16 protein-coding genes are annotated in these 21,814 nt (G+C 70.5%); 2 read left to right on the plus strand and 14 right to left on the minus strand.

Features of this window, described 5'->3' with window-relative positions:
• Positions 1-9: 9 nt before the first annotated feature.
• On the minus strand, positions 10-3,771 hold the full coding sequence (locus IFR14_RS19715) for a proline dehydrogenase family protein (protein WP_191942030.1): 3,762 nt from the start codon (positions 3,769-3,771) through the stop codon (positions 10-12).
• A 240-nt stretch (positions 3,772-4,011) separates the two neighbouring features.
• On the opposite strand from IFR14_RS19715, the gene IFR14_RS19720 reads away from it, so the two are divergent.
• On the plus strand, positions 4,012-5,799 hold the full coding sequence (locus IFR14_RS19720; protein WP_191942031.1) for a phytoene desaturase family protein: 1,788 nt from the start codon (positions 4,012-4,014) through the stop codon (positions 5,797-5,799).
• Positions 5,800-5,828: 29 nt separating this feature from the next.
• Here IFR14_RS19720 and IFR14_RS19725 read toward each other — a convergent pair whose 3' ends face one another.
• The 9 genes from IFR14_RS19725 to IFR14_RS19765 form a co-directional block, all read right to left on the minus strand.
• Positions 5,829-6,824, minus strand: coding sequence for a DNA-3-methyladenine glycosylase family protein (locus tag IFR14_RS19725; protein ID WP_249407051.1), 996 nt, complete (start codon positions 6,822-6,824; stop codon positions 5,829-5,831).
• Between the two features lie 91 nt (positions 6,825-6,915).
• Entirely contained in the window at positions 6,916-8,865 is a 1,950-nt protein-coding gene (locus IFR14_RS19730) for a hypothetical protein (RefSeq protein WP_191942032.1), read from the minus strand.
• Positions 8,866-9,010: 145 nt separating this feature from the next.
• Entirely contained in the window at positions 9,011-9,562 is a 552-nt protein-coding gene (locus IFR14_RS19735) for an acyl-CoA thioesterase (protein WP_342365755.1), read from the minus strand.
• Between the two features lie 119 nt (positions 9,563-9,681).
• Positions 9,682-10,116, minus strand: coding sequence for a hypothetical protein (locus IFR14_RS19740; RefSeq protein ID WP_191942033.1), 435 nt, complete (start codon positions 10,114-10,116; stop codon positions 9,682-9,684).
• Between the two features lie 85 nt (positions 10,117-10,201).
• Positions 10,202-12,211, minus strand: coding sequence for a hypothetical protein (locus IFR14_RS19745; RefSeq protein ID WP_191942034.1), 2,010 nt, complete (start codon positions 12,209-12,211; stop codon positions 10,202-10,204).
• Between the two features lie 244 nt (positions 12,212-12,455).
• Positions 12,456-14,282, minus strand: a complete 1,827-nt coding sequence (locus tag IFR14_RS19750; protein ID WP_191942035.1) for a hypothetical protein — start codon at positions 14,280-14,282, stop codon at positions 12,456-12,458.
• Between the two features lie 69 nt (positions 14,283-14,351).
• Complete coding sequence (locus IFR14_RS19755; RefSeq protein WP_191942036.1) at positions 14,352-15,476, minus strand: bifunctional 2-methylcitrate synthase/citrate synthase; 1,125 nt, start codon at positions 15,474-15,476, stop codon at positions 14,352-14,354.
• Between the two features lie 123 nt (positions 15,477-15,599).
• Positions 15,600-16,499, minus strand: coding sequence for a methylisocitrate lyase (prpB, locus tag IFR14_RS19760; protein WP_191942037.1), 900 nt, complete (start codon positions 16,497-16,499; stop codon positions 15,600-15,602).
• 31 nt (positions 16,500-16,530) lie between these two features.
• On the minus strand, positions 16,531-18,054 hold the full coding sequence (locus IFR14_RS19765; protein WP_342365756.1) for an MmgE/PrpD family protein: 1,524 nt from the start codon (positions 18,052-18,054) through the stop codon (positions 16,531-16,533).
• Positions 18,055-18,324: 270 nt separating this feature from the next.
• On the opposite strand from IFR14_RS19765, the gene IFR14_RS19770 reads away from it, so the two are divergent.
• Positions 18,325-18,786 (plus strand): hypothetical protein, encoded by a 462-nt coding sequence (locus IFR14_RS19770; protein ID WP_137244228.1) that lies wholly within the window; start codon positions 18,325-18,327, stop codon positions 18,784-18,786.
• 85 nt (positions 18,787-18,871) lie between these two features.
• Here IFR14_RS19770 and IFR14_RS19775 read toward each other — a convergent pair whose 3' ends face one another.
• The 4 genes from IFR14_RS19775 to IFR14_RS19790 all read right to left on the minus strand — a co-directional run bounded on the left by IFR14_RS19775 (position 18,872) and on the right by IFR14_RS19790 (position 21,809).
• Entirely contained in the window at positions 18,872-19,204 is a 333-nt protein-coding gene (locus IFR14_RS19775) for a helix-turn-helix domain-containing protein (protein WP_137244229.1), read from the minus strand.
• 118 nt (positions 19,205-19,322) lie between these two features.
• Entirely contained in the window at positions 19,323-20,147 is an 825-nt protein-coding gene (locus IFR14_RS19780; protein ID WP_064294896.1) for an SDR family oxidoreductase, read from the minus strand.
• Positions 20,144-20,980 carry an enoyl-CoA hydratase-related protein gene (locus IFR14_RS19785; protein ID WP_191942039.1) on the minus strand — a complete coding sequence of 279 codons (837 nt, stop codon included), beginning with the start codon at positions 20,978-20,980 and terminating at the stop codon, positions 20,144-20,146. The genes IFR14_RS19780 and IFR14_RS19785 overlap by 4 nt, the downstream gene beginning before the upstream one ends.
• Before the next feature lie 49 nt (positions 20,981-21,029).
• Positions 21,030-21,809, minus strand: coding sequence for an SDR family NAD(P)-dependent oxidoreductase (locus tag IFR14_RS19790; protein ID WP_124767641.1), 780 nt, complete (start codon positions 21,807-21,809; stop codon positions 21,030-21,032).
• Between the last annotated feature and the right edge of the window lie 5 nt (positions 21,810-21,814).

Here is a 21,814-nt window from a genome sequence, read left to right on the forward strand (position 1 = left end):
CCGCCGGGCTCAGATGACGCTCTGGGACCAGGGGTCGGGGTTGCCGAAGCGATGCGCGGTGATCGAGATCGCCTGTTCGCGGAGGAAGGGCAGCAGCTCCACCCGTCCGGCCTGCGTGACCGGTCCCGCCCAGATCGCGATCTCGGGGTCGCCGCCGAGCGCCTCTGCGAGTCGCTTCGCGAGCGGCTCAGGCTCGGAGGCCTCCGTTCCGGGTTCCGCCTCCGCGACCGTCTCGGGACGCGGACCGACGATCCGTACCCGGGTCGCGACCGGCGGCTCCTGGCCCAGCTCGCCCGTGTCGATCGACCCGCGGGCCGCCATCCGGGTCAGCCACTGCTCGTCGGTCTCCAGCGAGACGGGGATGCTCAGCTCGGACAACCAGTCGCGGACCTCGCGCGGCAGCCGCCCACCGAGGCTGACGGTGAACCGCGACCGCGACCGCACCGCGGCGATGAGGACCCGCAGCGCATCGCCCAGGTCGGCCCCCGACGCGACGCGTACCGCGACCGGAACCGGCCGGTAGCGCAGGAGGTTCCGTTCCACGCCGAGCTGCGAGACGTCTTTCACCTCGCCGAACTCGTTCCCCCACGCGATCGCGTCGCTGAGCGCCGACCGTCGCAGCACGTCGAAGGCCTCGTAGGTGAGCGACGGCTGGGCCGCCTCGATGAGCTTCACGATGCGGGTGTCGAGCCCGCGGAGGTGCAGACTGCGGCTCGCCGATCCCGGATCCGGTCGCCACTCGCCGAGCCCGAACAGGTAGTTGGGGCCGCCGGCCTTCGCGCCGGTCCCGACCGACGAACGCTTCCACCCACCGAAGGGCTGGCGCTGCACGATCGCACCGGTGATGCCCCGGTTGACGTACAGGTTGCCCGCCTCGACGGTGTCGAGCCACTCCCCGAGATCGACCGGGTCGAGGGTGTGCAGGCCCGCGGTCAGGCCGTACGGCGTCGCGTTCTGCAGGGCGACCGCCTCGGTGAGGTTCGCGGCCTGCATGACACCGAGGACCGGCCCGAAATACTCGGTCACGTGGAAGGGCGAGCCCGGCTGGACACCGGTGCGGACCCCCGGCGACCAGAGGCGCTCGCTCGGCTGGCCGAAGTTGACCGAGGAGTCGTCGAGCAGCTTCGGCTCGACGAGCCACTTCTCGCCGAGGCGCAGCTCGGTGAACCCGGCGAGGAGCTTCTCCCCCGCCGGCTCGACGATCGGCCCCATCTGCGTCCGCGCATCGGACGGCCATCCGACCCGGAGCGAGCGGACGGCGTCCTCGAGCTGCCGCAGGAAGCGGTCGGATCGTGCCACCGAGCCGACGAGGATCACGAGCGACGCGGCCGAGCACTTCTGCCCGGCGTGCCCGAAGGCGCTCTTCACGATGTCGGCGACGGCGAGGTCGAGGTCGGCACTGGGCGTGACGATGATCGCGTTCTTCCCGCTCGTCTCCGCCAGCAGCGGCAGGTCGGCACGCCACCCACGGAACAGCTGCGCCGTTTCGAAGGAGCCGGTCAGGATCACCCGGTCGACGGCCGGATGGGACACGAGCCGACGTCCGAGGTCGCCCTCCGCCACATCGGCGAGCACGAGGAGGTCGCGCGGCACCCCGGCGTCCCACAGTGCCTCGACGACCACGGCTGCGCACCGCTTCGCCTGTGGAGCGGGCTTGATGATCACGCCGCTGCCGGCGGCGAGCGCCGCGAGGACGCCTCCGGCCGGGATGGCGACGGGGAAGTTCCAGGGCGGCGTCACGACCGTGAGCGCGGAGGGGACGAAGCTCGCGCCGTGCACACTCTCGAGCAGGGGCGCGTTGGCCGCGTAGTAGTGCGCGAAGTCGACGGCCTCGCTCACCTCGGGATCGGCCTCGGCGATCGTCTTGCCGGTCTCGCTCGCCATGACCTCGATGAGGTCTGCCCGACGGGAGGCGAGGACCCGAGCTGCAGCGTGCAGGACGACGGCCCGTTCGGCGGCGGGGCGGGCTCCCCAGCGCTCACCGGCGGCGCGGACCATCGTGATCGTGCGTTCGAGGACGCGTGGGTCGTCGATGGCCGCGGCCGCGACCGCTGCGCCACCGAGGGTCGACTGCGGGACGCGCGCCAGGATCGACGCTCCCCACACCCGGTTCGCCGCGAGCGAGGGGTCGGTGTCGGCGGCGTTCTCGAAGCCCGGGGCGCCGTCGACGACACCACCGCGCTCCGAGCGGGAGAAGACCGCCGTCTCGACGTACGCCGAGGACGGATCGGCGTGGAAGCGGTCCTCGCCACCGCTCGATCCGCGTTCCAGCCCGAGGACCTGCTGCGTGAGTCCCGCGTCGGGCGCCTGTGCGGGATCGCGGAAGCGGTCGTCCCCGTCGTTGTCAGGCAGCGGTGCCTCCGGGCCCTCCGCGGCGCGGTCCTGCGTCCGGTTGGGGGTGGGCACCTGCCCGGCGGTCTCTCCGAGGGCGTCGACCGACGCGAGGAACCGGCGTCGCTCGCGCGCGAACAGGGTCGGCTTCTCGGCGAGCTCGAACACCGCCGACATGAAGTTCTCCTCGCTGGCGTTCTCCTCCAGACGGCGGACGAGGTAGGAGATCGCGACGTCGAACTCCTTCGGGTTCACGACGGGCGTGTACAGCAGCACCGTCCCGACGTCCCGCTTGATGGCCTCGACCTGACCGGTCGCCATCCCCAGCAGCATCTCGAAGTCCACCCGCTCACGCACACCGCGGTCACCGGCGAGGAGCCACGCGTAGGCGATGTCGAAGAGGTTGTGCCCGGCAACCCCGACCCGCACGACGTCCGTGTGCGCCGGCGTGAGCGCCCAGTCGAGCACGCGCTTGTAGTTGGTGTCGGTCTCGCGCTTCGATCCGGTCGTCGCGAGCGGCCAGCCGTGGATCGCCGCGTCGACCCGCTCCATCGCGAGGTTCGCGCCTTTCACCAGCCGCACCTTGATGGGCGCGCCACCGGCGGCCACGCGCTGCTTCGACCAGGCGGTGAGCTGCATCATCGCCTCGAGGGCGTCGGGCAGGTAGGCCTGGATGACGATGCCGGCCTGGTACTGCAGCAGCTGCGGCTGGTCGAGGAGTCGGGTGAAGACCGCGATGGTGAGGTCGAGGTCGCGGTACTCCTCCATGTCGAGGTTGATGAAGGTGCCGGTCGCGAGCCCCTCCTCGTAGAGCGGCACGAGGCGACGGACGATGCGGTCGACCACCTGCTCGAACGACCACATGGAGAGTTGGCTGGCGATCGACGAGACCTTGATGGACACGTAGTCGACGTCGGGGCGCTGCAGGAGCTCGCGGGTGCCGGCGAGCCGCTTGGCCGCCTCACCCTCGCCGAGGACGGCCTCCCCGAGGAGGTTCAGGTTGAGTCGGGAACCGTCGGCGCGCAGCTTCGCGATCGCATTACCGAGCTCACGAGGACGGCTGTCGACGATGAGGTGCCCGACCATGCCCCGGAGGACGCGGCGTGCGGCGGGGACGACGACCCAGGGCAGGACCGGGCCGACCAGACCGCCCGTGCGGACGGCGGCCTGCTCGTACCAGGGCAGGAACCGCGGCGTCCGACCGGCGAGGGCGGCGAGGGCGTTCCCGGCGACGAGCGGGTCCTCCGGGCGCATGACGCCGTCGACGAACCCGACGGTGAATTCGAGACCGTTGGGATCGCGCAGCACGCCGGCGAGCCGCTCGGCAGCGGGATCGGTCGGAGCTTCCGCCCCTTCGTCGACCCATTTCGACGCGAGGGCGATCGCGCGATCCGCGAGTCCGACCGGTTCGGTGGGACCCTCGTTCGCAACGTTCGCCATGCTGCTCAGCCTATGCTCCGATCCGCCGATCCCAGTTGAGGCTCGCGAGTACACGCCTGGCGGCTGAGCACCCCGGTCGGTCACCGCCCTTCGACAAGCTCAGGGACCGGTGGGCCTCGTCGCGGAGACCCCGCCCCGGCCGCGGCCCTTCGACAAGCTCAGGGACCGGTGCACCACATCGCTGAGACCCCTCCCCGGTCACTGAGCCTGTCGAAGTGCGCCTGCGAATAGGGTGTGGTCATGCAATCCGTCGAGCAGTACGACGCCGTCATCGTCGGCGGCGGGCACAACGGCCTCACCGCCGCCGCCTACCTCGCACGCGCGGGCAAGCGCGTCCTGCTCCTCGAACGCCTCGACCATACGGGTGGAGCAGCCGTCTCGGAACGTCCGTTCCCCGGCGTGGACGCACGTCTGTCCCGGTACTCGTACCTCGTCAGCCTGCTGCCCCAGCGGATCATCGACGAGCTCGGGCTCGACGTCCGGCTCGTCCGGCGCCGCTTCTCGTCCTACACGCCCGACCCCGCGAACCTCGGCACGGGTCTCCTGATCGACAACCGTGACGACGACGCCACCGTCGCGTCGTTCGCGTCGATCGGGTATCCGGAGGACGCCGCGGGCATCGCCGAACTGCACCGTCGGATCGGTCACCTGGCCTCGGTGCTCTGGCCGACCGTGCTCGAGCCGCTCCGCAGCCGTTCCGACGCGCGTGACGCGGCGATCGCCGCCGCCGCGGACCTCGGGGTACCGGCTGGGGAGGTCGCGTCGATCTGGTCGGCGGTGTTCGATGAGCCGATCGGCCGTGCCATCGAGGACGCCGCGCGTTCCGACCTCGTCCGCGGTGTCGTCTTCACGGATGCGCTCATCGGCACCTTCGCCCGCGCCGACGACCCGACCTTGCAGCAGAACATCTGCTTCCTCTACCACCTGATCGGCGGCGGGACGGGCGACTGGGACGTCCCGGTCGGCGGCATGGGCGCGGTCACGGACGCGCTGCGACACGCGGCCGAGGAGGCCGGTGCTGAGATCCGGACGCTCGCCGAGGTGACCTCCATCCAACCGGAGCACGGGCTCGTCGCGTACGTGGACCTCGCCGCGGAAGCGGAGCTCGAGGCGACCGAACCGATGTCGACGCTGGACCGGTTCCGGCCTCGCCCCGGGGTCGTCGTCCGCGGCGAGTGGATCCTGTCGGGTGCGGCTCCGGCTGTGCTGGAGCGCCTGCTCGACCCGGCGGCGGAGCAACGGGCGGCCGCGGCCGCGTACGCCGCGTGGTCGGCAGCGCGGGGGACGCCGGTGCAGTGGAGTGATGCCGACGCGATCCTCGGCACGGCGCCAGCGCCGGAGGACGGTGTCCCGCATCCCGAGGGCGCCCAGGTGAAGGTGAACCTGTTGCTGCGGAGACTCCCCAAACTCCTCGACCCGGCCGTCGATCCTGCGGCGGCGTTCGGCGGCACCTTCCACATCAACGAGGGCTGGGCGCAGCTGGAGCACGCCTACCTCGAGGCGGAAGCCGGCCGGATCCCCGACCCGCTGCCGTGCGAGATCTATTGCCACACGCTGAGCGACCCCAGCATCCTCTCGCCGGAGCTGCAGGCCTCGGGGGCGCAGACGCTCACCGTGTTCGGCCTCCATGTGCCGCATCGGCTCGCGGTCGCTGCGGACGCGGTCCCCGGCGGCCACGACGCCTTCCGTGACGCGCTGCAGGCCGCGGTACTGCGATCGTTGGACTCGGTGATCGCGGAGCCCATCGAGGATCTGCTGCTGCTCGACGCCGAGGGGCGGCCCTGCATCGAGACGCGGACGACGCTCGACCTCGAGCGCTCCCTGGCGATGCCGGGCGGGAACATCTTCCACGGCCCGCTGTCGTGGCCGTTCCTGGAGGACGACGCCCCACGGAAGACGGCGGCCGAGCGGTGGGGCGTCGCGACGGCGCACCCGCGCGTCCTCCTCTGCGGCGCCGGGGCCCGACGCGGTGGCGCGGTCAGCGGACTCGGCGGGCACAACGCCGCGATGGCCGTCCTGGACGCCTGACCCGCACGCCGGAGAACGCGCTGACGCGCTCAGTGGTGACGGTGGTCCTGGATGGTGATCTTCGGGCCACGACGCGGCTTGTGGATGCCGCTCCGACCGATGAGCCGCAGCACCCGCTGCCGGTGACCCGCCCAGGGAGCGAGCAGTTCGAGCATGCCGTCGTCGTCCACGGGTGAGCCGGTGAGCGCCTGCCCCACCGAGGCCGCGAGGTGGTAGTCACCGACACTCACGGCGTCGGGGTCACCGTGCGCTCGGAGCGTCACCTCGGCGGCCGTCCACACGCCGATGCCCGGCAGACTCTGGAGGCGCCGTGACGCGTCATCGGGGTGCTCGTCGATCGTCCGCTCGATCGCGGAGGCGAGTCGCGACGACCGCACGACCGTCTCCGAGCGCTGCGGCCCGACACCCGCCGTATGCCACTCCCAGCTCGGGATCATCCGCCAGGTCTCGGCGGACGGCGCGACGACCATGCCCTCCGGGGCTGGACCAGGAGCGACATCGCCATGTCGGCGCACGAGCAGGCGCCACGCACGCCACGCTTCGAGTGCGGTCACCTTCTGCTCGAGGATCGACGGCACGAGCATCTCGAACACGAGCCGGTTGCGGCTCAACCGCAGTCCCGGGTTCCGCCGGGACACCTCGGTGAGCAGCGGGCTCCGGCTCACGTCGAGTTCCGACCAGTCGTCGTCGCGCCCGAGCAGCTCCGGCACGCCGGCGATCATCCACTCGGCTCCCGGACCCCAGGCGGTCGCCTCGACCTCGCCGTCGCGGACCGTCGAGACGTACAGGGTCGCGCCGCCCTGTGGGGTGCGCGCCGTCAGCCAGACCCCGCCAGGCGTGCGGCGGTAGCAGGGGCCGTCGCCGCCCCGGGCGATGAGGCGCAGGGTGCTGTGGACGTCGAGTGGACCGCTCGGGCGGTACACCGTCCGCATCGGCTCCGCCACGTGCGACACCGGTCCGGTCGGCTGCAGCGCGGCCTCGATGGGCGACAGCGATGGAGCGGCGGACGATGTGGAGGCGGACATGGTGGTCACCCTACGTGGTGACCACCGACATCCGGCGACGCCGACGGCGGCAAAGGATCGCGAGGACGCCCCGACCGCCGCCGCCGATCCGCTATCGCACCAGGCGGAAGTCATACCCGGCCTGATCGATGAACGTTCCGTTCACGCGTTGCTCGACGCGTCCGCCCTGGTAGCGGCCCGGGAGGTAGTCCCGACTCCATTCGACGGTCCACGAGCCCGAGGAGTCGGCCTTCGTCGTCCCGAGTCGGGTGCCCCAGGCTCCGATGATCTCGATGTCGGCCAGCGGTGTCGCCGTGCCGGTGAACACGGGCCGCGTACCGGTGAGGGTGTCGCCGATCCTCGGCGACGTCACCCTGAGGACGGATGCGACGGTGAAGTCGTAGACGGAGCGGTGCGTCTCGACGCCGCCGACGATCTGTCGGACGGTGCCACCCGCGTACCGGGCGGGGAGCAGCGACTTGTTCCAGCTGATCGTCCAGCGTCCACTCGCAGCGACGGCCTCGGTGGTGCCGACGAGATCGCCCCAGGCGCTCCAGATCTCGAGCCTCGCACCGGGCTGTGCCGTGCCGCTGAACTCGGGCACGGACGAACCGATGACACCACCGGTCGCGGGCGATTCCACGACGAGCGGGGCGACGACGACGCGGGCTGCCACGGTGAAGTCGTACGGCGCGCGAGACTGCTCGACGCCGTCGATCTCCTGGCGCACGGAGCCGCCGCTGTACCGACCGGGGGTCAGGCTCTTGTTGATCGGCGCCGCCCAGCGATGGTCGTCTCCGACCTCGGCTGCAGCGATCTCCGTACCCCAGGCACCGATCACCCGGATGGTCGCGCCCGGCTCTCCACGACCGCTGAACACCGGGTCTGCGGTCTCGACGGTCTCCCCGATGGCGGGCGAGAGCAGGGTGACGTCCTCGACCGGGCCCGGCTCGGGCGTGGGCTCCCGATAGGTGAACCGGAGCGGTGCCGTGGTGCGCTGTTCCCCGAAGACCTGCGTCGCGGTCGCGGTGTACGCGCGCGGCTCGAGCGTCCGGAGTGACTGCTGACTCCAGGCGCCGCTTCCGTCCACCTCGACGTCGACCAGTGTCACACCCGTCGTGTCATCGAGGACGGTCACCCGCGCGCCCGGTTCTCCGAGACCGGAGAACACCGGACGCGGATCGTCCACCGTGGCGTCGAGTGCGGGCGTTCGGACCGTCACCGCTGTGACGACGCGGTAGGTCAGCGACCAGTTCGCGGTCGAGTCGTCAGAGCGTTGACGAACGGTGCCGGACTGCGCTCCGGGCGCGAGATCGCGGGTCGGAACGGCAGACCAGGTGCCCTCTGCGGTGACGGTCGCCGTGGCGAGTGGTCCGCCGGACGAGTCGAGGACCTCGACGACCGCATCGGGCGTGCCTCGCCCGCTGAACACGGGACGTGGCTCCCGGACGACGGAACCGGGCGTCGGCGCTTCGAGGGTGACCGGGATGGCGACGGGGACGGGATCGAGTCCCTCCGGGGTGACCCGGTCGGCATCCACGACCGAGCCGAACCCGCCCACGGCCAGCCTGCCGTCGAACTGACGGAGGAAGCCGCCTGCTCCGCCGTTCGAGACGAGGCCGTATCCGCTGACACGGTCGTTCGCGAAGACCTCCCAGCCCCACTGCTGCGCGGTCGAGCCGGTGCAGACCGCCGGGTACACGTACTTGTAGGCCTGCGACGGATCAGGCTGGAGGCACCTCGTGACGCCTCCGACCGTGGTCGTGACCGGACCGGACGCGTCCACCGACGGGAACGTCCAGCGGCCGGATGCGGCGAGCGCCTGGTCGAGCGTGGCGTGCAGCGTCACCCTGGCCGGGTTCAGGACGTCCGTCGAGCCACCGACCGCAAAGAAGGCGTCCGAGCCGGAGGGGAACGCCTGGCCGACGAACCTGCCCTCGACCGAGGACACCGCCGGCGTCGTGTCAGGCGCCGGCCCGGCGGCTCGGGCGGCCGGACCGGTGAGCAGACTCACCGTCATGCCGAGCAGACTCACGATGGCGATGGGGATGGGGAGTTTCATGGGCGATGGGCGACCTTTCGCAAGGGTGCGCCCGAGACGACCCGAGGGAGGGACGTCCGGACGCACCGGCGGAGCGTTCGCGAACGAACGCGGTCAGCCTACAAGTATTCCAGTTGCTTAATCCAGTATGTCGACCGACTGCGAGTCACCAGTCGCTGGGAGCCGGTGCCTTCGTGGGCGGCAGGGCCACATCCCTCGCCCACTGCGCCTGCCACGCAGGCAGGTCGGTTGGAGCCGCGCCGGTGAGCTCGATGAGTTCCGAGAGCGCCACCACGCCGCCCGTGCGCTTGAGGAACCGACCTCGCACGAGGGCTTGTGTGTAGATCTCCCCGCCCACGACCACCCGGTGTTCGATGAACACGCCCTTGTCGTCATAGCCCGTGACCCGGGTCTCGACGGTGAAGCGCTGCCAGGGCTGCAGCGACTTCCGGAAGGTGATGCTCTCACTCGACACCACCGGGTACCAGCCCAGGTGCTTGAAGCGATCCCAGAGTCCGTTCCGGATCAGGAGGTCGAAGCGGCCGAGATCGAAGATCGAGAGGTACACACCGTTGTTCATGTGGCCGAGGACGTCGAGATCGGTCGGCAGCACGCGCAGCCGGATCCGACCGACGTCCCAGGTGTCGAGGCGCTCGCCGCGACGGGCTCGACGGCGAGACTGCAGGAACATGGCGATGGTGCGGAAGATGAGGTGCACGGATGCGACCGTATCCCGACAGCCCCATCACGTGCGACGTCGTTGTCCGACCCCGACAACGAGGCCGCTCCGAGACGGCCCGACAAGCGATTCCTGGCACAAGCGGCAGTGCCCGCGAACTACTCAGCGCCGACGGTGTTGCCCTCCCCGCTGTCGGTGACCACCGGGGCCGACGAGGTCGCGACCTTGTTGCCGTTGGCTCCTTCGACGAACGTGACGTTGTCGACGGTCGAGACGTTCACGAGGGTGATGGAGCTGTTGAACGAGAGGTTCACGACGGCTCCCGTCACGGTCACGATGCTGTTGGAGGCCTCCACCACGACGGTCTCGCAGTCGCCGTCGATGGTCACGTTGGAGCTGTCGTCGACGATGGTCGCCGTGCCGTCGACGCACTCACCGGTGACGTCGGGGATCGTGTACTCGGAACCGGTGGTGGATTCGGCGGCAGTCGTCGGTGACGCGCTCGACGTCGACGTCGCATCCGCGTCGGTGCATCCGGCGAGGGCGACGATGGCGAGGCCCGCGGCGGCGAGGAGGGTGGGTTGCTTGGACATGGGTGCTCCTTCGGAGGCTCGGTAGGGGGAGGCAGGAGCCGCCGGCCCGGTGCAGTGACACCGGGCCGGCGGCCCGATGGTCAGCTCACTGGGTGAGGGTGAAGTCGTACCCGGACGAGGCGATGACCTTGCCGCCGACGGTCTCGGTCACGGTGCCGCCGAAGTACCGCGCCGGGAGGTAGTCGCGCGGCCAGGTGATCGTCCAGGCACCCGTACGCGCGTCCGCGACCACCGAGCCGAGGTCGGTGCCCCAGGCTCCGGTGATCTGCACCAGCGCTCCGGGGGTCGCCACACCGGTGAACACCGGCCTGGTGCCGGCCAAGGTGTCGCCGACTTTCGGCGAGGTGACGACGAGTCGGGGCTGGACGATCGTGAAGTCGTAGACGAACGTGTGCGTCACCGCCCCGTCCACGAACTGCTTCACCGTTCCCCCGACATAGCGGTTCGGAAGCAGACTCTTGTTCCAGGTGATCGACCACGCCCCACTCGAGTCGACCTCTCCGACCTCGCCGAGGACGGCACCGGACGCACCCCGGATCTCGATCCGCGCGCCAGGCTGGCCGGTCCCGGTGAACACCGGGGACGTCTCGGTGACCGTCTCGCCGATCGTCGGAGACGTGACCAGCAACGGAGTGACGCTCGACGCTGCGATCGTGAAGTCGTAGACGAAGGTCTGGGTCGGAGCACCGACCACGGACTGCTCCACCGTGCCGCCGACATACCGTCCCGGCAGCAGGTCCTTGTTCCACGTGATCGACCAGGCACCGTTCGCGGCGACCTCCTCAACCGATCCGAGCACCCCGCCCCACAGCCCGCGGATCACGATCCTCGAACCCGGCTGCGCCGTCCCCCGGAACACCGGGGTCGTCTCACGGATCGTGTCGCCGGACTTCGGCGACTCCACCACCAGCGGCGCGACGGGCGCCGGAGCAGCGGACTCGAACGTGGCGGACCAGACCTGGTTCAAGCCAGAACCCGCCTGGGTCACCCGACCCTCGGCCGCCCCGACCGGCGCATCGGCCTTCGCCGTCAACGTCAGCGCGACGTCCCGGTTCGTCCCCGTCACCGTGCCACGGAACCCCGGCAGCGCCGCGTCCCAGGTGAACCCGCCCGTCGCCGTCCCCGACGCGAACCCGGCCGGCACCACGATCTCCGTCGCACCGGTCGCCGTCTCGTTGAACGCTAGCGGCACGTCGACCGTCGCCCCCTGCATCACCGCGACGTCTGGCACGCTGACGGCGGGCGCTTCGCCAACCCACGCCTGGAGTTCAGCGATCTGTACGCGTCGGTCGCCCCAGGTGATGCGCCCACCCCGCGCAGCGCCGAGTCGTGCGTCCTCGTCGGCGGTCAGGGTGAACCGCAACGAGGTGGAACCGACGGGAAGGGTGCCGGTCAGCCCGCTCGACGAAACCGAGAATGCCGGATCGTCGACCGCCGTGATCGTCGTCCCGGCCGGTGGGGCGATGTCGATCCGCTGGCCTCCAGCGTCCGCACCGAAGGTCGCTTCGACGACAGCCGCCTGCCCGCGTGACACCGCGGGCACCGGAACGGAGACCGTCGGGTCGAGGTAGAGCGTCAGGTCCAACTGGTACCCCAGCCACGTGGGCCCGTCGTCGAAGATCAGGTGAGTCGGATACCCCCCGCCTGACCATTTGATGGAGCTCACGACGCGGTCGCCCAACTCGATACGCCCACTGTGGTCCATCGTGACGTCGTAGACGTCTCCCGCCGAGCAATCGCCCAGGGCGACGGTGCGGCTTCCCCCGATCAGCACACCAGGCACGAGGCAGCGTTCGCCCACTCGGATCGGGCCGGTGGCCCCGAGCGCAGGAAAGAGTGCCTCGGCTGCCGAGTCGAGCGCCTCCGCCCGGGTCACTCCCCCGATCTCCGTGGCGGCGACAAGCGAGCCCTCGGCCCCTGGGGCGAGACCGTAGTAGCCGTCGCTCCCAGGACGCCACAACACGAACTTGCCAGCGAGCGGTGCTCCGCTGTCGACCGACTCAGCGGTCGGGGTTGCAGCTGTGGAAGCCGGCGAGGTCGGCTCGCCGACCGAGGCGGAGCCCCACGTGGCACCGGCCGGGGTGACTGCCAGCATGCAGAGTGTGAGAAGAGATGTCATGAGCTTCATGAGGGGAGGAAGCAACCTTTCGTTTACCAGATGATCGCTCGAAGCCGTCACCACAGCGAGACGGTCACTCGACCGGGCGCGCTCGAGCTGGATCAAGTTAGCAGATATATCAGCACGGTACATTTGAGTCGAACATTGAGATGACACCGCCATGTTCACGCCCCGCGCACGCCGGGCCGATGACGGTTCGTCGCGTCGGCGGCCCGGTGGATCAGCGGGTGAGGGTGAAGTCGTACCCGGTCGAGCCGATGACCTTCCCGCCGACCGTCTCGGTCACGATGCCCCCGGAATAGCGCGCCGGGAGGTAGTCACGCGGCCAGGTGATGGTCCACTCCCCGGTGCGCGGGTCGGCGATCGCGGAGCCGAGATCGGTGCCCCACGCGCCCGTGATCTGCACCCGCGCCCCCGGGTTCGCGGTACCGGTGAACACCGGACGAGTGCCCGTGATCGTGTCGCCGAACGTCGGCGATGTCACGACGAGCTGCGGCTGCACGAGGGTGAAGTCGTAGACGAAGGTGTGCATCGGTACCCCGTCCACGAACTGCTTCACGGTGCCTCCGGCATACCGGCTCGGGAGGAGGCTCTTGTTCCACGTGATCGACCACGCACCGCTCGCGTCGACCCGCTCCACCGAGCCGAGGACGTCGCCCCACGCGCCACGGATCTCGATGCTCGAACCCGGCTCGCCGGTCCCACTGAACACGGGGGTCGTCTCAGTGATCGTCTCGCCGCGCCTCGGCGACTCGACCACCAGAGGGGCGATCGGCTCGTCCGGCGCACGGACGATGTTCGCCGTGAAGTCGGCGATCGTGATGCGGGAGGAACCGTAGGTGACCTTGCCGCCCGTGGCCTCGCCGACGGGAGCGTCGTCGTTCGCCCGCAGCGTGAACCTCAGCGTGGTCGCGCCGACCGGCAAGACACCCCCGATGCCCAGCGAGTCGAGCGTGAAGGCCGGGTGGTCGACCGCGGTGATCCGCGTGTTCGCCGGGTGGTAGACGTCGATCCGCTGACCACCGGCATCGGCGTTGAACGTCGCCTCCACCTCCACGGACTGGCCAGGGGCGAGCGTCGGCGTGGGGATCGAGGCGCCGGGCGCGAGCGGCGCCGGGACCGTGAAGTCGAAACGCACCTGGACATCCGACCCGGTTCCGCTCTGGGTCGCGGTTCCCGTGTAGCGGCCGGGCTCGAGCTGGATCGACGGAACCGACCAGGACGTCGAGTCCAGGGGGATGCTGGTGCTCGCGAGCAGGGCCTGCGCGTCGGTGCGGATCGAGACGGACGATCCGGGCTGCCCGATACCGCTGAACGTGGGGGTCGGTGTATCCACCGTGGCGCCGATCGCCGGGGTCCGCAGTTCGAACGGCTCGATCGGGGCCAGCTGCGACTCAACGACGACATCGGTGAGCGCGTCCATCGTGAGCTCGACGAAGGCATCGGTGTCGGTCCCGCCCAAGGAGTACGGATTCGACACCGGGTACAGGGCGTAGCCCGCCACCCACTTGCTCGAGACGTACCGCCACTCGAAGTCCTGCGACGGGGACCCCGTGCACGTCCGGGCTGTGACGAGCGCCCGGGAGCCGTCGCCCGCGGGCGTCAGGCAGAGCGTCGAGGAGGTTCCCGTGCCGGTGATCGGCCCGGCCGCACCGACGGCAGGGAGGGAATACGTTCCCGCGAGCGACGCTGCTCCGCCCACCGAGGACGAGTACAGCCGCTGGACGTTGCGACCCGACTCCGGCGCGGAGAGCCCGACGTACGCCGACGATCCGCTGGAACGGTTCTGCAGGACGAGCTTGCCGATCACCCTCGAGGTGCCTGCCGAAGGGGCCACGGCGTCCGGCGCGAGGGGGACGTCCCCGGTGTCGAACGCGTCACCGGGTCCGTCGTCGTGCTCCTGCGGATCCGCGATGGACCCGACAGGCGCAGCGGCGGACGCCGGAACCGGGAGTCCCACCGCGGTGAGCAAGATGGTCGCAGCGGCCAGGGCCGAGAGCGTGGATCGTAGGAGCAGGGAGCGCGGAGCACGGATCAGAGCAGTCACGAGGACCGAGGCTACTCATCTGGAATATCGCCGTGGGGACTGCCGCCGAATCTGTGGAGAACTCGCCCCTCAGTCGGTCGGCACGTGCCGCTCGTCCGGCCCGATGTACTCGGACAGCGGACGGATGAGCGCGTTCGACGCGAGCTGCTCGGCGATGTGCGCCGTCCATCCGACGATCCGAGCGGCGACGAACAGCGGCGTGAACGTGACCGTGTCGAACCCGATCAGGTTGTACGCCGGGCCCGAGGGGTAGTCGAGGTTCGGCTTGATGTTCTTCCGTGCGACCATGTCCGCTTCGAGCGTCGTGTACAACTCGAGGATCTCGGGCTTGCCGTAGTGCTCGGCGAGCCGCTCCAACGCCTTCAGCATCGTCGGCACGCGCGAGTCGCCGCTCTTGTAGACCCGGTGTCCGAAGCCCATGATCTTGCGCTTCTCGGCGAGCGCCGCGTCGAGCCACGCGCTGGCCTGGTCAGCCGTCCCGATCTCGTCGAAGACGTGCATGACGGCTTCGTTCGCCCCACCGTGCAAGGCGCCCTTGAGCGCGCCGATCGCGCCGGTGACCGCCGAGTACAGGTCGCTGAGGGTCGAGGTGATGACCCGGGCGGTGAAGGTCGACGCGTTGAAGGAGTGCTCCGCGTAGAGGATCATCGAGACGTCGAACGCGTCGACGACGACCGGATCGGCTTCTTCACCGAAGGTCATGAAGAGGAAGTTGGCGCTGTAGCCGAGGTCGTCGCGCGGCGGGACGAGCTCGAGGCCGTGGCGGCGGCGCTGGTCGTAGGCGACGATCGCCGGCAGCTTCGCGTACAGGCTCGCGGCCTTGACCGCGTTGGCCTCGGGGGTGTTCGTCTCGGCGGTCGGGTCGTTCGCGCCGATCACGCTGACGGCCGTGCGGAGGGCGTCCATCGGGTGACTCTCGGTCGGGAGGAGGTCGATGGCCGCCTTGACGTTGTCGTCGAGCGCGCGCTGGCCTCGCTCCGACGCCGTGAACGCAGCGAGTTCGGCGTCCGTGGGCAGTTCGCCGTTCCAGAGCAGGTACGCGACCTGCTCGAAGCTGCAGTGCTCGGCGAGCTCCTGGACCGGATACCCGCGGTAGAGCAGGGAGTTCGTCTCCGGGTTCACCTTCGAGACGCTCGTCACGTCGACGACGACGCCGGCGAGACCCTTCTTGATGTCGCTGGTCGCTTCGGTCATGCGTTGCTCCTTTGCGTACTGCCTGCGCGCGTCCTGCGCGCGTCGGTCGAGCTTGGCACCCGGCTGGCCCCTCGACAAGCTCGGGGAGCGGAGACCCAGGTGGTGTTCACCGGTGAGGGGCGCCTACCGGTCGATGGTGAAGTTGAAGACCGAGGTGTCGAAGCGGTTGTAGCCCTCGTAGTCGATCAGTTCGTAGAGGTCGGCGCGGTGCTGCATCTCACCGAGCTTGCTCGTGAGCGAGCCCTCGTCGTTCAGCGTGTCGAGCGCGCGACCCGCGGCGCCCATCGCGATGCGGAGGAGCGACACCGGCCAGATGACGATGTTCACGCCCACATCGGCGAGTTGCTGACTCGTGAACAGCTCGCTCTTGCCGAACTCCGTCATGTTGGCGAGGATCGGCACGTCCACCGCGTCGCGGACGGCGGCGAACTCCTCGAGCGACCGCATCGCCTCGGGGAAGATCGCGTCGGCTCCGGCGTCGACGAGCTGCTTGGCCCGGTCGATCGCGGCGTCGAGCCCGTCGACGGCGGCGATGTCGGTGCGCGCCATGATGAGTAGGTTCGCATCGCGCCGGGCGTCCACGGCGGCACGGATCCGGCCGAGCGCGGTGGAGGTGTCGACGACCTGCTTGCCGTCGAGGTGGCCGCAGCGCTTCGGGTTGACCTGGTCCTCGATGTGGAGCCCGGCGAGCCCGGCGTCCTCGATCTCCTGGACGGTGCGCGCGACGTTCATGGGCTCCCCGAAGCCGGTGTCGGCGTCGACGATCGCGGGCAGCTCGGTCATCCGGGCGATCTGCTTGGCGCGACCGGCGACCTCGGTGAGGGTCGTCAGTCCGATGTCGGGCAGCCCGAGGTCGGCGGAGAGCACCGCTCCGGAGATGTAGACGCCGTCGAAGCCCTTCTGCTCGATGAGCCTCGCCGAGAGCGGGTTGAACGCGCCCGGGAAGCGCAGCAGCTCACCGGTGGCGAGTCGCTCGCGGAACAGCCGACGCTTCTCTGCCGGCGTGGTCTGGCTGTACAGCATCAGCACAGTCCCTTCTGGAGGTCGGCCGGCATCAGAACAGGCCGGTCGGGTGGGGTGCCGAGGCGAGGACCCCGGAGGCGGCCTGGATGGTCAGCTGCCTGACCTCGTCGGCGTCGAGCTCCGGGAGGCGTTCGGCGAGCGCGAGGAAACGCTCGATCTCCTCCGGGTCGAGGACGTCGGCGGCGAGCGTGCGGAACTTGTGGACGTAGTCGGCGCGCGCGAACGGCCGGGCGCCGAGCGGGTGGGCGTCGGCGACGGCGATCTCGTCGACGATGGTCGACCCGTCCGTGAGCGTGATCTCGATGCGGCCACCGAACGCCTGCTCGGCCGGGTCGAGCGAGTGGTAGCGGCGCGTCCACTCAGCGTCCTCCGCCGTCGAGATCCGGTGCCACAGCTCGACGGTGTCGGCGCGGGTGGCGCGCTCGGGACGGTAGGAGTCGACGTGGTGCCACGCGCCGTCCTGCAACGCCACCGCGACGATGTAGGGGATGGAGTGGTCGAGCGTCTCGCGCGACGCCGTCGGATCGTACTTCTGCGGGTCGTTCGCGCCGGAGCCGATGACGTAGTGCGTGTGGTGCGAGGTGTGGAGGACGATCCGGTCCACGGCTCCGGGGGCGAGGACTTCCGGGTGCTCGTGGTGCAGCTTGCGGGCGAGGTCGATCCACGCCTGCGCCTGGTACTCCGCCGAGTGCTCCTTCGTGAAGGAGTCGAGGATCGCGAGCTTCGGCTCACCGGCGCCGGGCAACGGGACGTCGTAGGAGGCGTCGGGGCCGTCGAGCAGCCAGGCGACCACGCCGTCCTCGCCCTCGTAGATCGGCGACGGGCTGGTCTCGCCGCGCATCGCCCGGTCGACGGCCTCGACCGCCATCTTGCCGGCGAACGCGGGAGCGTGCGCCTTCCAGGTGGAGATCTCGCCCTTGCGCGACTGGCGGGTGGCCGTCGTGGTGTGGAGCGCCTGGCCGATCGCCTGGTGGATGGTGGCCTGGTCGAGGCCGAGCATCGTGCCGATGCCGGCCGCGGCGCTCGGGCCGAGGTGTGCGACGTGGTCGATCTTGTGTCGGTGCAGGCTGATCGCCTTCGCGAGGTCGATCTGGATCTCGTAGCCGGTCGCGATCCCGCGGACGAGGTCGGCGCCCGTGCAGCCGACGTGCTGGGCCACCGCGACGATGGGCGGGATGTTGTCGCCCGGGTGCGAGTACTCGGCGGCGAGGAAGGTGTCGTGGAAGTCGAGCTCGCGCACGGCGACGCCGTTGGCCCAGGCCGCCCATTCCGGGGAGACGCGGCGGGCGAGGTCGGGCCCGAACACGGTGGCACCGTCGCCGCCGGTGCTGACGGGGTGACTGAGCGCCTGGGCGCGAGCCGAGGAGACGGGCCGGCGCGTGAGCGAGGCGGCTGCGACGGCGGCGTTGTCGATCACCCGGTTGATGATCATGTCGACGACCTCGGGCGTCACCTCCACCGGATCGGTCGCGACGCGGGCGAGCTGCCAGGCGAGCTGTCCTTCGCGGGCGAGGTTCTCGTCGCTGCGGTGGACGCGCAGGTGGTGCTGGATCACGGGTGTTCCTTTCGGGTGCGGCCCGTCCGAGTGTGCTGCGGGGCGTCGCATCCTCCAGCCTACGCCCGCGGGTCCGTCGCGCCGCAGCAGGAGAACCGCCCGGGAACAGGACATTTCGTGTGGAACGGTCCTGCTGTCGCGCCGATCTCCTGGCGTCGTGGAATACCAGCCTCGTTCTCCGCATCCACCCAGCCCGCGTACACCGCGCATACGGCGGCCACGGCCAGAGTGACACGCATACCGACCCCTGACGAACCGAAGGAGACGACCGTGCCGATGCACACCCCTGGGGCACCACAGACCCCCCACCTGTTCGGCGACGTGGTCCGAGCCGAGGCGCTCCACTACACCGAACTGTTCGCGGAGAAGCCGTTCGTGCCGGCCCTGCTGCTGTACTGCTCGAACGGCGCGTACCGCATCCTGTCGCCGGGCGAGGACCACCCCGGCAGTTACGTCGCCGAGGGGCCGCTGTCCGCGGAGCGGGTGCGCGTGAACTTCATCTCGTGGCCGTCCGAGGACTGGAACCGGAACGTCGCCTTCCACGTGCTCGACTTCGACCGGACGACCGGAGGGTTCACCCAGCGGCTGCGGCTCCCGGGTGATCCCGAGCCGAAGCACCAGGCCGGCCGCCATACCGAGGTCACCGACCTCGGTGCCTGGGACGCGGACACGACGTGGGAGACGGCCGAGCCGCTCCTCCACGAGACCCTCGAGGCACTCGCCCGCGGCTGAGGGAGGGAGCGGTGGGCCGAGCGAGCGGCTGGCCGTCACCGGACGGGACGCAGCACCGTGTCCGGACGATCGCCGACGGTCGGCGTCAGGCGGCGAGCAGCTGTGGGTCGGCCGCGGGGCGCAACGGGGTGATCGTCGCGTCGGCGAGCGCGTCCTCGGCCTGCGGCAACTCGACGACGATCGGAGCCGCCGCGGTCTCGAAGCGGTCGGCGATGTCGAACATGAGCGCGTCGAGGCGGGTGCGGAGCGCGTCGGCGATGGTCACCACCACCTCGGAGGAGGCGTCCTTCCGGCCGCGTTCGATCTCCGACAGGTAGGGCGTCGAGACGGCTGCGGCGGTCGCGACGTCCTGCAGGGTGCGCCCCTGTTCGAGTCGACGCGTGCGCAGGGCCGCGCCGAGGGCTTCGCGGTACAACATGGCGACTCCTTCCGGCTGCGGGCGCGGGCTCCGTGACCGCGTGCTCTCACTGTAGGCGCGGCTCGGCCGGGCTCGGGGAGCACACGTTCTGCCGTCAGCGGACAGGGCGAGCCGTCCGCTACAGGAAGATGTCGGGGTAGAGCTCCGACTCGTCGACGCCCGGTGAGTACTTCGCGAGGTCCGTGACCCCGGCCTCCGCGAGGACGTCCTCCACGATGAGCGACCGACCCGTGAGCTCCCGCGCCGACGCCGTCAGAACCTCGTAGGCTGCGTCGGCGTAGATCTCCGGGGTGCGACTCTTCGCCAGGAGCGCCTCGCCGCCGAGGATGTTGCCGACCGCCGCCGTCTTGATCGTCGTCTTCGGCCAGAGCGTGTTCGCGGCGATGCCGTCGCGTCCGAACTCGGCAGCGAGACCGAGCGTCACCATCGACATGCCGTACTTCGCGAGCGTGTAGCCGGTGTGCGCGCCGAGCCACTTCGGGTCGAGGTTGAGCGGCGGTGACAGCGACAGGATGTGCGGGTTCTCCGCGTCCTTCAGCATGGGGATGGCCGCCCGCGACAGCATGAACGTGCCACGCACGTTCACGTCCTGCATGAGGTCGTACCGCTTCGCGTCGAGGTCGAGGGTGCGCGCGAGGCTGATGACGCTCGCGTTGTTGACGACGATGTCGATGCCGCCGAACTCACCGGCCGTCTCGAACACGGCCCGCGTGATGTCGTCGTCGTTCCGGACGTCGCCGAGGATCGGGAGCGCCTGCCCACCGGCCTCGCGGATCGCGTCCGCTGCGGTGTGGATCGTCCCCTCGAGGCGTGGATCGGGGGTGTCGGTCTTGGCGAGGATCGCGACGTTCGCGCCGTCGCGGGCGGCACGCAGGGCGATCGCGAGGCCGATACCGCGGCTGCCGCCCGACATGAGGATGGTCTTACCGGCGAGGGTGGTCATGCGGTGGGCTCCTTCGGGGTGGTGGTGGTGGTCGACGCGGCGGCGCGCTTCGCCGACGCGGCGGCGAACGCTGCGACGCGCGCGACCGACTCGGGCGTCTCGATCGCCGCACCGATCGTGCGGGCTTCGTCGTCGAGGGCGTCCTGGTAGCCGCGGCCGACACTCTCGCGCAGCAGTCGCCTCGCCTGACCGAACGCGGCCGTGGCTCCGGTCAACCAGAACGCGGCCACCTCGCGGGCGCGGGCGTCGAGCCGCTCGGCGGGGACCACCTCGGTCACGAGCCCCCAGTCGAGTGCCTCCTCGGCGCTCAGCATCCGCGGGCCGAGGGTGAGTTCGAGCGCCCGACGCATGCCGACCGCCTCGGGCAGCAGGGTGCTCACGCCGCAGTCGGGCGTGAGGCCGATGTCGGCGTACTTGCTGACGAACTTCGCCCGGTCGGACGCGATGATCACGTCGGCGACGAGCATGAACCCCAGTCCGCCGCCCGCGACAGCCCCCTGGACGGCGGCGACGATCGGCTTCACGACCGACTGCAGGGTCCGGTGGCCCTCGTGGATGATGTCGGCGAGTTCGGTGACGAAGGCGCCCGTCGATCCTGCGCTGCCGTCACCCATCCGCGACATCGCGAGGACGTCGCCGCCCGCGCAGAACGCCGGTCCGTTGGCGTCGAACAGGACCGCCCGGATGTCGTCGCGCTCCGCGATCTCCAGGGCGAGGTCGCGCCACCGTCTGGCCGCACGGTCGTCGATCGCGTTGAGGCTCGCGGGCCGGTTGAGCGTGAGGTGCGCGAGGCCGTCGCTCACCTCGAAAAGGATGGTGTCGTCGCTGGTCACGGAGTGGCTCCCTGGTCGGTGGATGGGTTCGTCGGCATCGGAGAGCCGGTCATTTCGGCGCCATCCGGATCGCGCCGTCGAGGCGGATCGTCTCACCGTTGAGGTAGCCGTTCTCGACGATGTGCAGGGCGAGCGAGGCGTACTCGTCGGGACGGCCGAGGCGCGCCGGGTAGGGCACCTGGTGCCCGAGCGACTCCTGCGCCGCTTCGGGCAGCCCGGCGAGCATGGGCGTCTCCATGATGCCGGGCGCGATCGTCACGACCCGGATCCCGAAGCGCGCCAGCTCGCGGGCGATCGGCAGCGTCATCGAGTGCACCGCGCCCTTGGACGCGGCGTAGGCGGGCTGGCCGATCTGTCCGTCGAAGGCGGCGACGGACGCGGTGTTGATGATGACGCCGCGGTCCCCGGCGCCGTCGACGGGATCGCCGTCCGGATCGTTGTGCTGCATCGCGTCGGCGGTCAGCCGGATGACGTTGAAGGTGCCGAGGACGTTGACGCGCAGGACGCGTTCGAAGGCCCCGAGGTCCGCCGGGCCGTCGCGGCCGAGCACCTTCGCCGGTGGTGCGATGCCGGCGCAGTTCACGACGACCCGCAGCGGTCCACGGGCCACCGCCGCTTCGACCGCCGCCTGCACCTGCTCGCCGTCGGTGACGTCGGCGGGCACGAAGGTCGCGAACCCGCCGAGCTCCTCGGCCCGCTCCGCCCCGGGTGAACCGGGGAGGTCGACGAGCACGACGCGCGCACCGGCGCCCGCCAGCCGCGTCGCGGTCGCGAATCCGAGTCCCGAGGCGCCGCCGGTGACGATCGCCGAACTCCCGGTCACATCCATGTCGT

This window comes from Plantibacter sp. CFBP 8775, assembly GCF_014839505.1.
Taxonomy (GTDB): domain Bacteria; phylum Actinomycetota; class Actinomycetes; order Actinomycetales; family Microbacteriaceae; genus Plantibacter; species Plantibacter auratus.